The 15,199-nt window shown below is 32.3% G+C and carries 9 protein-coding genes; all 9 read right to left on the bottom strand.

What is annotated here, in order from left to right:
* Positions 1-106 precede the first annotated feature (106 nt).
* A complete protein-coding gene (locus H3T80_RS01480; RefSeq protein WP_198199543.1) occupies positions 107-412 on the bottom strand; it encodes a hypothetical protein in 306 nt (101 codons plus the stop codon).
* 247 nt (positions 413-659) lie between these two features.
* A complete protein-coding gene (locus H3T80_RS01475) occupies positions 660-2,471 on the bottom strand; it encodes a hypothetical protein (RefSeq protein ID WP_198199541.1) in 1,812 nt (603 codons plus the stop codon).
* A 370-nt stretch (positions 2,472-2,841) separates the two neighbouring features.
* Positions 2,842-4,389 (bottom strand): hypothetical protein, encoded by a 1,548-nt coding sequence (locus H3T80_RS01470; protein ID WP_198199539.1) that lies wholly within the window; start codon positions 4,387-4,389, stop codon positions 2,842-2,844.
* A 781-nt stretch (positions 4,390-5,170) separates the two neighbouring features.
* The gene (locus H3T80_RS01465; protein WP_198199537.1) at positions 5,171-6,079 is read right to left on the bottom strand and encodes a lysine exporter LysO family protein; all 909 of its coding nucleotides are present in this window, start codon (positions 6,077-6,079) and stop codon (positions 5,171-5,173) included.
* Positions 6,080-6,179: 100 nt separating this feature from the next.
* Positions 6,180-7,124, bottom strand: coding sequence for a VirK/YbjX family protein (locus tag H3T80_RS01460; protein WP_198199535.1), 945 nt, complete (start codon positions 7,122-7,124; stop codon positions 6,180-6,182).
* Positions 7,125-7,363: 239 nt separating this feature from the next.
* Positions 7,364-8,665 carry a phosphopyruvate hydratase gene (gene eno, locus H3T80_RS01455; protein ID WP_110448150.1) on the bottom strand — a complete coding sequence of 434 codons (1,302 nt, stop codon included), beginning with the start codon at positions 8,663-8,665 and terminating at the stop codon, positions 7,364-7,366.
* 48 nt (positions 8,666-8,713) lie between these two features.
* Positions 8,714-10,351: a glutamine hydrolyzing CTP synthase gene (gene pyrG, locus H3T80_RS01450; RefSeq protein WP_086364110.1), complete on the bottom strand. Its 1,638-nt coding sequence runs from the start codon at positions 10,349-10,351 to the stop codon at positions 8,714-8,716.
* 202 nt (positions 10,352-10,553) lie between these two features.
* A complete protein-coding gene (locus H3T80_RS01445) occupies positions 10,554-12,833 on the bottom strand; it encodes a hypothetical protein (protein WP_198199533.1) in 2,280 nt (759 codons plus the stop codon).
* Positions 12,834-12,880: 47 nt separating this feature from the next.
* The gene (locus H3T80_RS01440; RefSeq protein WP_198199531.1) at positions 12,881-15,160 is read right to left on the bottom strand and encodes an IgaA/UmoB family intracellular growth attenuator; all 2,280 of its coding nucleotides are present in this window, start codon (positions 15,158-15,160) and stop codon (positions 12,881-12,883) included.
* Positions 15,161-15,199: the final 39 nt, after the last annotated feature.

Below are 15,199 nucleotides of genomic sequence, written 5' to 3'. Positions count from 1 at the left end.
AAATCATGGTAACAAGCAGCCTCGTTATGCAAATAACTTTATTAAAATAAATTAATAACTCAATCTTCAATCTTTAATAATGGTGTTTTGAGATTTTTGATAAAGGCTAAATCAACTTCAACAAGATAGCTAATTGATTAACAACTACTAAAATAAAATTAAAACTAAAACACTGCATATTTTGTTTTAATATTGTATATTTTTTAGTCGATAGCTCCGACACCTGCCTTTCGCGCGTCTTCAAACGCGCTCGGCTGGCTTTTGCCGTTACTTTCGCTACGCTCTCTTCACGGCAACGTCGCTGATAGACCCTAAATAAATCCTTATGATAATCGCACTCTAACTCTGCACAAAATGACGTTAATAACCCATTTGGCTGGCGCTTAATCAACTTATTGTAATAGGAATCCACAATTTGCTATCCAATCATTAACATACTTTTGGTTGTAAAAATCTTACTTTTAATTTATGGCCTATAATGCAGTTACAATAAAGCTACCCTCATTGTAAACGTGTAAAAATACAATTTATTTATTATTACAATATTTCCTTATATTGAGATTGTAAGACTAATATTTTACTAATAGCTATTTAAAATCTCACATATAAATCCCAATACATTGGATAATATTTTAATTTAATTGTTAAACTTCTTATTATTAAGGTGAAACACAAGCTAAATAAGAAAATGTAGGGTCTGTGTTGTCAACACCACCTGAATACATACTAACCGACGGAATTCGTATATATTTACCATCATTTTTCGATATTGGTTCTGCAATCCCATAAGCTTCATGTAACCAATCACTATCAGGATAATTACGAGTGTGCGAGAAACTATTGTTATATAAAGATCCCCACTCATTGATTATTCCTCTGACCCATTCACCATCTTTACGGTAACTTAACTGACGAAGAGCATTATTGTTTGTTGGAGGTATAGCATGCCATTTTTCTTTAAAAACATCATAGGTCAAATCATACATTCCCGTTAACCGATAACCTTTACCTAATCGACGACACGCTTCTTCAGCTTTCGCTTGAGTGGTCGATAAATCTCCATCTATAAGAATATTTTGATAGACAATATCGGTAGGAATATACCAACGCATCAATTTAAATTCATAAAGTATTTTACTTTTTCCACTATCTACATATAACCTAAATGTAGAAGGACTAAAACTCTTATCATTAGACGTTGCTCGAGGACCATTTAAGGTTATCTTTAATCCTTTTTGTGGGACACCATATAATGGGGCTTGATAAGGGTACATTATTGCATTATTAAATAGAAAAGGGCTATCATGCTCCCATAGAGTTATACCTGTACTTAAGCTTAATCTGACATTGCCACCTTCTACAGCGCTTATGCTACTGCCATTGGCCGCGATCACCGCTTCTGGACTTATTCCTGCCAATAACAAATAAAAATATAATCCATTAGACCCTGTACTTGGAAAATTATTTTTATAAACCGAACTTTCACCATCATAATTACCACTATTACGTGCGCTATTAATCTTAAATCCTTTACTTGGATAACCTCTATAATTCCAATCAATAAGGGCCGAATCCCAGCCAGATCCATCATAAAACATACCCACTCCAGTAGTGCCATCATCATATAATGGGCTAGGTTGAGCATAACAGACATGAGGTTCAACTTTAGGATTTATATAATAACTATGGCTACTTCCCATAAAACTACTTTTATTTGGCTCTCCATATACGGTATTTAATTCAACGTTACTTGCTGTTAAGGTTAATTTATAAGGACTATCACATTCAATAAATTTACTATAGGCATTGTTTTTAACTGTGTCGGTCACATCAATACCATTAATATTTTCCCATTTAACGCCTATATCACCACTCGCTGTTGCGATAACTTCACCGGTTACATCATCATAACCATCGCCATCATCATCACCAAAATAGTTATACGGTGCTTTCAGTAAATCAATAATATTTACTCTAGGATAACTACTATTACCTGCTGCCGGTAACGGAACGATAGTTTGGATACTCGCATAAGTATCGCCTTCGCTCGGTAACTCAATTGGAGTTACTAAACTGGATTCATCATTTGAAGCATTGATGACTGTTCCATCGGATAAAGTTATACCCAATAAACTTTCCGTACTATCTGCTTTTGTAATACCTCCATCATTGGTAAGATAAGGAGCACTACCATTAATTACATTAACCGTACTGGTATTTAATGCATATGTCGAATTAATTGAAAGGGTTAATAAACTATTTATAACCAATACATTTATTAGCATCGGTTTTAAACAAAAAAAAGGTTTTATAAAATTAACTCTAAAAAACAAGAGGTTAACAGTAAATAAATCTTTAAAAGAAAAAAATGAATGTTGATGCTGAGGCAAATATATTGCTAACATTGCAGCAATTAATCGGTTAAATAATCCCAATTTATGGTTAGTTACTAAACAACTACTTGATAACATATATCAATCCTTTGTAAAAGTATTGTGTTTTTATTGCAAAAAATCAATTTTATAAAAAAAGTATAAATAATATCATTAACCATACCAAATTTTGTAATATTAAATTTTGTCAAATAATGTAAAGAAAAGTTGAACTAAAACGCTTTGATTTTATGTTACAAATTTGAAAAAATTTTTATCATAGTTAATTAATAAGTTAATATTAAACTATAAAAAATACTTTTTTAGGCTGTTAATACAGCACAAATCGATGCTAATTCTGAAAATTAACCATTTAGTAGCTAATCAGATAATTAATTGGCTGATAAAAATGTTCAAATGGAAATTTGAGCCAAATACAGTTAACAAACCTTATTTGGCAATTACTCGCTTAATTTTTTGGTGACAACCTTGTAGCACAAATCATACGTAATCTTTCGCCTACAAAACTGCCTCGTATAACGCCCTCTTGAATAACCTCACCACCAGAAGTCATCACTCGATCAGTAATTTTCCAACTACCAACATGTTGTCCCCATTCAGAATATAGTCGACCTAATTCTCTAAATGTTTGTGATGACGTTGGTCGATTTGAATAAAAATTACTAAATAGTGCAGTCGATGGCAAATTATAACCTTCATAATTACAATAACCAGGTCGTATAGGAGTTTGAGTTTGTTTGGCTTCAAAACGATTTGTATTAACAAACCAAGTATTTATTATAAATTTATACAGAACTGTTTTACGTTCTTTATCGGCATAAAGTACAAACCTTGAAACTCCAAATTTCTTATCTACTTTATCCGAACCAATTATCGCTACACCTTTTGTTGACCTTCCTCCATTAGTTATTTTAGGGCCATTTAGTCTTATCCCTACTTCATTAATTGAATCTCTCCACAAAGATAAATTTACACCTTCGCCTGATTCGGGATATATAATACTACCATTAATAGCTATCACTTCTTCTGGGCTGATCTTATCAAGCACTAATGTATAATTAAGTCCATCACCTCCAGTAGTTGGAAAATTATTCCATTGATTACGATTTACAGGATATTCCCATGAATCAGAACGTGTCTTTATGGCTCGCCCATTAGCTTCAGGGGAAAAATAATAAGTATGACTTGCCCCTTGAAAATTGCTTATATCACTTGATTGTGGAAGTCCATATCGCGTTGATAAACGTCCACTTGTAGACGAAATGGTAACTTTATAAGGCGAACCGGTAATTGATAAAAATGCATCTTGATTATTTTTAACCCAATTAGTGATGTCATTATTATTAACATCTCGCCACGTAACATTTAAGGTACCTGATGAACTAATTCCACTATCTCCATCAATATCATTAAAATAATTATTGCTTGCGATAACGCTACTTAAACTAATACTAGGATAATTATTAAACGGTATAATTGTTTGGATATCCTTTACTTTAGTAACTGATTCAGGTAATTTTATTGGATTGTTGTAACTTGAACTATCTTGATATGGCTGATAAACCGCACCGTTTGATAATCTAAGCCAAAGCAGTGGCTCTGTAGTAGAGGCTCGATTTATTCCATCAAAAGAGAGATATGGGCCATTTCCATGAATTGCATTGGCCGTACTCGCATTTAATGCATATGCCGAATTAATTGAAAGGATTAATAAACTAGATATAGCTAATATGGTTAAAAATGTTGGTTTTAAACACAAAAAGTTAAGACTTAACTGTAAGTTAAGTGAATAAGTTTTAGCGGTAATGATTTCTTTAACGGAAGTAAAGAATCGTTGACTTGCAATTGGATAATTTATGTAGGCTCGACTTATTAATCCCTTTAATAACCCTAATTTATGACTGACTGACTGACTGACTGACTGACTGACTGACTGACTGACTGACTGACTGACTGACTGACTGACTGACTGACTGACTGACTGACCACTAAACAACTGTATTTTAACATTTTTTCAATCCTTTGTCACGATATCCGATTATTTTATTTCAATAAAAATCTAATTTTTTGACTTTTAAAGTATAATTAAATCGAGTAATTTCCGCAATTGCTACTTGTTTAAAAATTGTAAAGATTAGTAAGGAAAATCAGGTCATTATTGTTATCAATTGATCTTGATACCTTTCGGTCGTTCATAAAGATTATGATTATTAAATGATGATCTTATAAAATCTTAAAATTCAATAAAATCGTGGTAACAAGCAGCCCCGTTATGCAAACATTTTCATTAAAATGGATTAATAATTCAATGTGCAATCTTTAATAATGTCGTTTTTAGACTTTTAGTAAAGGCTAAATAAACTTCAACAGGTTCGCTATCCAGTTGCTAAATACTTGAATAATTGATTTGTTGATGATTTAAGGTAAGATTAAAACACTGCATATCTTGTTCTAACATTGTATGTTTTTTTGTTGTGAAAATCTTACTTTTAATTCAGGACCTATTTTGTCAACATATGTAAAGTAAAATTAACAATTGTTAGTTTATTGATGGAAGATTGAGTAAAAGTTTTTGCTAATTTAGAAAAAAACAAATGGCAAATTTTAACCACTGATTCGCATAGATTTTTTTGAAATTAATAAGTTAATGTTCAATCTTTGATAATGCAGTTTTAGTACTATTGCAAATTTACATAATCATATAGTTACAATAGTAATCACCAATAAACTATTTATTATTATTTATTAACCTAGCCAGTTAAATTTAGATAGAAAATTTAAAATAAGCCATAATTAAATAGAGTCATAAATATTGGCATGATTAACGTTAATAAAAAACCTTGAACGATTGCTGGTGGTACAATACTAACCCCTGCTCCTTTTTGTAGCATAGGTAAGGTAAAATCCATTGAGGTTGCACCACATAAACCTAGTGCTGTAAGTTTATATCGTTTGATTAAGGTAGGAATTAAGATAATGGCACATAATTCTCGTAGAATGTCATTTAAGAAAGTAGCACTACCAATGATTGGACCATGAGCTTCTGTCATTAATATTCCCGATAACGAATACCAACCAAATCCTGATGACATTGCCAACCCTACTCTCACTGGTTGTGCCAATATGAAGGCGGCAATAATACCACCTAAAAAGGTACTTAGAATGACAATAATGGTAGTAGCAATACCCACTTTATTCAATAAAATCTGTTTTAACGAAATATTATTACTACGCAACTGAATACCAATAAGTAACAACAAAAATACTAAAACCACTTTGGTAATATCTTCACTATATTGCCAAATAAACAGTGGAAAAAGTCCTGCAACAAATCCTGCTATCAATGCAATACAGACCCGCAGAGATTCCAAGATCATTTTAAATCGTGATTGATAAGTTGCATTACTATGTGAAGTACGCCATGGTAAAAAAAGATCAACAATAGCTAAAAAAATAAAATTACCGCCAAAAGTACAGATAAAAATAATACCAGTATAAAATAAGATAATTTTTAAATTAGCAGCGAGATTATCTAAATGAGCTAGTTCGGTTCCCATTATAAATAATATAAAATAGACCATCCAACTTAAGATCTGATTAATCTTGGTTATCCACTTTTGCTCTTTGAATTTAATCAAATAACCTAAACATAACGGTACTAAAGCAATAAGAATACCAAAATACATATTTCATTCCTTAATTATCATTTTTATATTAAAAGTATCAGATAGATTTGGGTCTTGTTTAAGATCGCTTGCAATATAATGCAAGCGATAGATTAAAAGATTATTTTAATGATGCTAATTGTGTTTCAATATTGTTCTTGAGCTCATCTAATAATGCATAACGATTGCGATACTCAGAACGCTTTTTACTGGCAACCTCTTCCAGTGATTTGCGGTTAATCTGGTTTGGCAATATAAATAACGATCTTGAATCTTGCTTACCATCAATAGTTAACCAAAAATCATCATAATCAGATAAGATCCTTTCTTGTCGGCTATTATAACGCCAGTTGTTGTAGACATGAGTTTTATTGCCCACCGCAATAATTTGTTCAAGTTGATAATAACCAGCAATAATTAACGCTGCCTCAACCGCAACACGTTTAGGAAAAAGCCCATAGCACTGTTTTGTTGCCTGTTGTACTCGAGTTCGAGCTTCATGATGCCCTGTTCCTTGTAAGCCGGAAATAAAAAGTGTCGACTTTTGTTGATATTGCGCGATAGTAAAAGTTAACGTCGCTAAATCAATGCCATCATTATCATAAAAATAGAGGCTGAGTTCCCCTTCCCGAGCATATTTATTACGTGCTTGAATTGCAATTTTTATATTGGCGTCATTTTTTGCCCTAATACTGGCTAATTCAAAGGGGATATCTAAGTTATAGAAGGCTTTTGTCATGCTATCAGGACGATTAGCTAAAAAATCATAATGATAAGCTAATGCCTCGTACCGTTCTTGTTGGCTCAAACATGAAGCTAAATAAGGTCGTTGTAGTTTACAAGGTAAATTAGTTTGGCATGATAAATAGTAACCAAGTAACTTGTATTGTCTTAATTTGTCTAATAGTTTAAGCGTAATAGGACTTAAAAATAGAGTTCGAAAAAAAAATTTATAACGATAAGTCGGTTTAAGCCATAATTCGTTAAGCGGTAATTTACCTGAACAAAGCCAGTTAAAAAGTTGCCATTTACTTTTAGGCTGGGACATATTCGTAATATTATTCATAAGCAGAAAAAGTATTCGTATTGGTTAATATAAAAGAGTTATATGTGGTTAAATTATAAATTATCAATTAGATATTTATGATTATTTTCAAATTTAAGGCACCATTTCAACGTAAGTGCCTAAGAGTACAACACAACCCAAAGCAACGCAACCCTTATGGTGTTATGTCATCGCTTAAGCAATAAAAAACGGTGAACTAAGTCACCGTTTTATTAAATAACATCGTTTATAAAAACGAATTATTGACCTTTAACTTCCTTTAAACCGTTAAATGGTGCTTTTGAACCTAAAGCTTCTTCAATACGGATTAATTGGTTGTATTTAGCAACACGGTCAGAACGGCTCATTGAACCAGTTTTGATTTGACCAGCAGCTAAACCAACAGCTAAATCAGCAATAGTTGAATCTTCAGTTTCACCTGAACGGTGAGAGATAACCGCAGTATAACCCGCATCTTTCGCCATTTTAACAGCTGCGATAGATTCAGTTAAAGTACCAATTTGGTTAACTTTAACTAGGATTGAGTTAGCGATACCTTTCTCAATACCTTGTTTGAAGATTTTAGTGTTAGTTACAAATAGATCATCACCAACTAATTGAATTTTGTCACCTAATGCTTTAGTTTGGTATGCCCAACCTTCCCAATCGCTTTCGTCTAAACCATCTTCGATAGATACGATTGGATATTGTTCAGTTAAACCTTCTAGGTAGTGAGTAAATTCTTGAGCAGTGAACTCTTTATTACCTTCACCTTTTAATACGTATTTACCCGTTTCTTTGTTATAGAATTCAGAAGCTGCACAGTCCATCGCTAAAGTAATGTCTTTACCTAATACATAACCAGCTTTTTCAACTGCTTCTTTGATGCAAGCTAATGCTTCAGCATTTGAACCTAAGTTAGGAGCAAAACCACCTTCATCACCAACAGCAGTGTTCATACCTTTATCATGAAGAACTTTTGCTAAGTTGTGGAATACTTCAGAACCCATACGGATTGCTTCACGAACAGTTTTAGCACCAACTGGTTGAATCATAAATTCTTGTAAGTCGATGTTATTATCAGCGTGTTCACCACCATTGATGATGTTCATCATTGGTAATGGCATAGAGTATTGACCTGGAGTACCATTAAGATCAGCGATATGTTGATAAAGTGGTACGCCTTTAGCTGCAGCTGCAGCTTTAGCTGTAGCTAAAGATACAGCTAGAATTGAGTTAGCACCTAAGTTTGATTTGAAATCAGTACCGTCTAAGTCAAGCATGACTTGGTCGATAGCTGCTTGATCTAACGCATCTTTACCAACAACTGCTTTAGCAATTGGGCCATTTACGTTTTCAACAGCTTTAAGTACGCCTTTACCTAAAAAGCGAGATTTGTCACCATCACGAAGTTCTAATGCTTCACGTGAACCTGTTGATGCTCCTGATGGAACGATTGCAAGACCAACGAAACCACCTTCTAAATGAACTTCAGCTTCAACAGTTGGGTTACCACGAGAGTCGATGACTTCACGACCATGTACTTTAACGATTTTTGCCATGTTATTTTCCTCTATATGACAGATATGTAACTATAATGTAAATATAAACTATTTTTGCTGCTGATCTTGATGATCTTTGGCAGCTTTAATAAAACTACTAAATAATGGATGTCCATCACGTGGTGTTGAAGTGAATTCCGGATGGAATTGACACGCAACAAACCATGGATGATCAGGAATTTCAATGATTTCTACTAGTTTTTTATCAGTTGATAATCCTGTTACTTTTAATCCAGCTTTAACCACTTCTGGTAATAAATTGTTGTTAACTTCATAACGATGGCGATGACGTTCGGTAATCGATTCTTTTTTGTACATACCTGCAACTAATGAATTAGGCTCTAAATGACAAATTTGTGAACCTAAACGCATAGTACCACCTAGATCACTATCTTCACTGCGCTGAACCACTTTTCCTGATTCATCGCTCCATTCAGTAATTAATGCGATTACTGGGTTTGCGCAATCTTTAACAAACTCTGTTGAATTAGCATCTTTGATGCCGGCAACATTACGAGCATATTCAATTAATGCTACTTGTAAACCAAGACAAATACCTAAGTAAGGGATCTTGTTTTCACGAGCATAACGTGCAGCCATAATTTTACCTTCAACTCCACGATAGCCAAAGCCACCAGGAATTAATATTGCATCTAAATCTTGTAATAATTCAGTGCCTCGTGATTCAAGATCTTCTGAATCAATATAACGAATATGTACAGTTAAACGATTCTTTAAACCACCATGTTTTAATGCTTCATTAACTGATTTATAAGCATCAGGTAACGCAATATATTTACCAACCATACCAATGGTCACTTCACCAACTGGGTTGGCTTCTTCATAAATCACTTGTTCCCATTCAGATAGATCCGCTTCTTTACATTCAAGATGGAAGCGATTGCAAACAAAAGTATCTAAATTTTGTGATTTTAATAATGCAGGGATCTTATAAATAGAATCAACATCTTTAAGTGAAATCACCGCACGCTCAGGCACATTACAAAATAGCGCAATTTTAGCTCTTTCATTGGCTGGAATAATGCGATCTGAACGACAAATTAAGACATCCGGTTGAATACCAATTGATAATAACTCTTTCACTGAGTGTTGCGTTGGTTTAGTTTTAACTTCACCAGATGATGCAAGGTAAGGAACTAAAGTTAAATGCATAAACAAAGTATGTTCACGACCAACATCTACCGCTAATTGGCGAATAGCTTCCAAAAATGGTAATGATTCAATATCACCAACAGTACCACCAACTTCAACGATAGCGACATCGTAACCTTTTGCACCATCAATAACACGATCTTTAATCGCATTAGTAATATGAGGGATAACTTGAACTGTTGCGCCTAAATAATCACCACGACGTTCTTTTCGCAAAACATCAGAATAAATACGTCCAGTGGTAAAATTGTTTTTTCGGCTCATTTTGGTGCGAATAAAACGCTCATAATGCCCCAAATCAAGATCGGTTTCGGCACCGTCTTCAGTCACAAAAACTTCACCATGTTGAATTGGACTCATTGTTCCCGGATCGACATTGATGTAGGGATCAAGTTTTAGCATGGTGACTTTTAAATTGCGGGCTTCTAAAATTGCAGCTAAAGATGCTGCGGCAATGCCTTTACCTAAAGAAGAAACGACACCGCCTGTTACAAAAATATAATTCGTGACCATTAATACCAGACCATTATTAATTTAGTTGAACAATATAACATAAGTTTAAACCATAAAAACTAATGCAATATATGATGAATCAGACGGGAAAATAGTATAACAGAATATGGCTTAGCTCACAATTGAATAATTATGTTTAATCGATAAGTTACTCTCTTCGCCTACTAATTTGGTATCTATTATTTCAGTAACCTATCTAATATTAATCCCCAACCATTGAATGGTTTTTTAAAATTTTATCACTATAATTAGAAATAATTTTTTCAAGTCGTAATTGATTGGCAGCTTTTTTCCAAATAAACAAAGTACAATTAATTAAGGTGATTAAGATAACAAATAGAAACACAAAATTGTTGATCAAAATCGGTGATAAAAATGAAAACAACTGATTTTTATCAATACTATAGATAGGATCTGTTGAAATAGTTAGTTTTGAAACTGTTCCATTATGGTAACTCACATTAGTGACTACACCTGTAATTTTTAAGTTAGCATTATTTCCCATTAAAATACCATTATAATAATCAAGTTGTTCTTTGAAAATTTCATTATTATATTTGTAATTATAATTTTTATCATAGAGTGGGATCAATTTAGTAAATTGTAAACTAAGGTTATTTTCATCATTTTGCAGCATTGCTACTTTTTCTTTAGCATCAAAGATAAAATGTTTAAGAATATTTTTTCGATATTGAGTAATTAGTTGGACAATATTTTGCGCCGAGTTTAAATTTACTATTTTTTGAATGTTGTAATGCGATTTCGCATAAGCCACCACGTCAGACCAATTGTTTAAATCAACACCACTTATATCTGACAGTAAATTGGCTAGACTGTTTTTAATTTGGTTACAAGGTTCAAGGTTTAGATGTTTACAACTGTCATCAAAGGTTGGAATAGCTATCTCAATATTATAGATTTTTATCAATTCAACTATATTTTTGTTTTTCGTGTATTGTTTGTATTTTGGATTATTCGTATATTTGGAGTCATTCTCTAAACGCTGATTTAAATATTTGTTGGCTAACGCAGTCATTACAATAACTTCTGAATCTTTTGTCATTCTTAAAATATTGCTATCATAAATCGCTTGTGTTGATTGAGGCCATGAAGAAAAAAGATTAAGTTTTGTACTGCCTATTGGATTAGTATTAACAAATATTTTATTACATTGAGAATGATCTTCATTTTCATTTTGAATATCACACGAGACACTTGATAAATCGAGATTAACCCGATCCATAAATTGAATGGCTATTTTCTTTAAGTTAGTTTTATCATCAATGTTCCAAATAGTGGCTTGTGAGGTTAATTGCTGATAGCTAAAATCAAATTTTTCACCGGCATTGGTAAAATAGTAAATTAATACAACCAATATTAATCCTGTAATAGCCAATTTAACATTATGCTTGATAAATTTTGGTGCACCATAATTTTCCACTTCTTCACTTATTGATAAATAGCCGCCATAACTGAGTAATTTTCGAGAATTAATGTCAACCTCCATATCAATTGGAGTTTCACTTTTATTTGATATGAACATTCTCCAGTGTTCGGGAGTGTTAACATAAAAGTATGATTCAATACCCAATTTTTGCGCTTTGATATGGTTGACATATTCAGTAGGTATTTCTCGTTTTATATGCGATACTATCATAGCTAATATAAAGCATATGATTGAGAAAAATGCCAACAATAGCGATTGAAAATGCTCTAAAACCAATAACCCCATCACACCTAATACAAACAAAAAAATCATTAATTTTCCGGAGTTACTTTGGTCTTCCATTGCAATTTCAAATTGATTTTTTTCTCTTTTGTTAACAATCTCAAAAGGCGGTGTCTTTTCTGATTCTTCTGTTAGAAGTTGGGTAATGGTTTCATTTGACTTTTCAGCGCTACTCAAACCAATAGGTTTCAAATTGCCGGTCTGCCAATAATCTTCAATTTGCCCCTCTTTTCGACCAGATAGATTTAGACCTGCTTCCAATAACTCACAAGTGTTTATTTTAACGACAATGGCATAACTTTTAGTAAACACAACTTCAGCGGTATTGATATAGTCAGACTTATTTTTAGGTAGTTCGCTATCAAAACTATCACGAAGACCTAAAATACGGTAAGACATATTGTAAGGAAAGAATAACCGTATATAACCCATCTTGTAATAGTAATTATTATTTTGTTTATCTGGATAATCTTTTTCAATATACGCTTTAATTCTCATGACATCATAATTGATTAATGAACTTTGCCATTGATAAGGAGGAGGAATATGATCTTCATTATCAAGATAAGGTTGAAGAAGAAGAATTTCTTCTTCAGTTAACTGTCGAATAGCATTTTCACGAATAAAAGGATCAATTTCGGCTTGCTTTTTTTGGGAAAGTTTATCTAGTTCTTTTTGGGTCAAGATACCTATGCGTAGCACCAAGAAAGCAAGAGCTGGAATAACGATAAAACAGATAATATTTGCTAACATACTATTGATATCTTCTTAATTTAAGACCTTTTAATAAAGATTAATACCTAAATTAACCTATCTTGATAATATTTAATAATTTCTTTAGAACGATTTCGATTAATTCTCGTTTTCTGAACTAGTTTTACAGCATTAATCGTAGCGATTAAAGTCATCATGACAAACATAATAACATTAATAATAATCAATAAATTTGATGATAACTGTTGATTTTCGTCCAAATTATAATGATGATTTGCGTTCACTTTCAGACCAGAAATACTCTGTGTTTCAAGATTATGTCTATCAGAATTTTCAACCTTGTGATAAAGAATATCACTTACCGAACCAACGATATTAATATTCGCAGGGATATTATTGTTTAAAATAGCAAAATAATAATTAATATAACCATTTTCATCGAATCTCATCGATTTACTCATTACTAATGGAGCCATGTCAACATAGCTTTGATTGGTTAATGTAATTTTTACACCGTTGTCAGATTGATATTTAGAAATGACATTCACCAATTCACTTTGAAGTTCTGATTTAAATGGTTCAAGCGCCTGTTTGAGGCTATGCATTCTGCGGGTTTCGACTATTTCACTAAAATCAGGATTTTTTGTAGACTCAGTCAATAAATCATCCCATGTAATATTTGCCTTGCTCCTACTAGTATCAAACAAATGAGTCAGATTGTATTTGACATTGTCACATTCTTTAACCGGTAAAATCTTACAAACCTTATCAATATCAATTACCATTTGACCAATACTTTCTATTTTAGAAAATGAATTTTTAACATAACGTCCATCATTTGAACTGCGGTTAAGCATATCAACATATAGGCTTTGTACATTTTGAAAACGCAACATTTCCGTATCGACCACGTCATCAACAAATTTTGTATCAAAAATATGTTTTAATGAACCTTCGATGGCCATGACATTATTTTCCTTCAAAGCCATTGGTTCATTATTGATAAAGAAGTTATGACATTGATAGTCTTCGTTTAAATCATTGATATCACATGACGTATTATTGATGGTGATATTCACCATGTCACCCAGCTTGATATCACTATTTTTTAAAGTGGTGAAATCTTTAATTTGCAGATTTTCAGATTGTTGACTGTAATATTGATAAGCAAAATAACCATTATTAACTGGATCAGTATAATAATAGAGAATAGCAGATAGAATTCCGCCAATCACGAATAAAATCTTATTTCTTGTAACTAGCTTTGGTGGTCCAAATTGCTCTACTTCATTATTAATGGATAAAGTCAGACCATAGCGAAGTAATTTTTTATTATCATTACTGATAACCATTTCAGTCGCGGAAGCTGAAGTCTCAGGGATAAAATTTAACCAATACTTAGGGTATTGTAAAACCATAAGATTACCTACCTCTATGGAACAAGTGTTAGGATCTTTATCATAAATTTTTGCTTTAACGACGGATACTTGCTGTGGGTTTAAATAATCTTTAGGTTTATACCAAGCAAAAAAGGCAGCTGCGCCGAGACAAATTAATATTAAAATAGATATCTGATCATTTTCTCCCAACCATGAGCGTATCAAGAGAACCGTAGCTAAAATTAAGCAAAGCGATGTCAACCAACCAAGGCTATGTTTACGACGTATAGCAGCTTCAAATTGAGTTTCTTCTCGTTGATAGAGGAGTTTATAGTAATTTTTTGATGCTTCTAAATAAGCCTGATTATTATCTAGATTTTTACTATCATTATAAATGCTGAGTGATTCAACATCAGAAGAATTAATACCATCTTGACGATGGGTAGTATTGTGTTCTTCAAAGAATTCATTGTCAAAAATCTTTTCTTTAGATTTAGTTTGCTTTACATCTCTAAATAAATATTCCTCATTTGGATCATAATTTTCAAATGCTGTTTTGATATCATAATCATTTACTTTAATAACGATCCCATAATATTTGGTAAATACAACTTCAAAAATATTTGATTCATCAATATACATATCCATATTATATGGAAAGAATATTTCAATATTATCGACATCATAATAATAGGCGATTTCTTCTGTGTTGCTATAAAGACTTTTACGAGTACAAGTACCAAGTAAATACGATACTTTGTTATCAATCAAGGATGATTGAAAATTATAAGGATAAACTGCTAATTTACTAGTTAGAAAGGGTTGTAACAGTTCTAGTTCTTCATCGGTTAAATCTCTTATTTGTTCACGTTGTCTTATATGATCATTTAAAATATTCTTATTGATACTACGATCACTTTTATAAAGAAACCAACTAATTAATCCAAAAATTAAAATACCTATTTTAAAAACTAAATACAAATCCATTGTTATTCCACAAGCTGAAATTATTGATTATTTTTATAA

The sequence above is a fragment of the Gilliamella sp. W8145 genome (assembly GCF_016101145.1).
GTDB lineage: Bacteria > Pseudomonadota > Gammaproteobacteria > Enterobacterales > Orbaceae > Gilliamella > Gilliamella apis_A.
This window is presented reverse-complemented; position numbering and strand designations above follow the sequence as displayed.

Bases quoted from the DNA above. Each gene is read 5' to 3' on its own strand.
- H3T80_RS01460 (WP_198199535.1), bottom strand. From the start codon at position 7,124: ATGAATAATATTACGAATATGTCCCAGCCTAAAAGTAAATGGCAACTT.
- H3T80_RS01440 (WP_198199531.1), bottom strand. From the start codon at position 15,160: ATGGATTTGTATTTAGTTTTTAAAATAGGTATTTTAATTTTTGGATTA.
- H3T80_RS01465 (WP_198199537.1), bottom strand. From the start codon at position 6,079: ATGTATTTTGGTATTCTTATTGCTTTAGTACCGTTATGTTTAGGTTAT.
- pyrG (WP_086364110.1), bottom strand. From the start codon at position 10,351: ATGGTCACGAATTATATTTTTGTAACAGGCGGTGTCGTTTCTTCTTTA.
- eno (WP_110448150.1), bottom strand. From the start codon at position 8,665: ATGGCAAAAATCGTTAAAGTACATGGTCGTGAAGTCATCGACTCTCGT.
- H3T80_RS01445 (WP_198199533.1), bottom strand. From the start codon at position 12,833: ATGTTAGCAAATATTATCTGTTTTATCGTTATTCCAGCTCTTGCTTTC.
- H3T80_RS01475 (WP_198199541.1), bottom strand. From the start codon at position 2,471: ATGTTATCAAGTAGTTGTTTAGTAACTAACCATAAATTGGGATTATTT.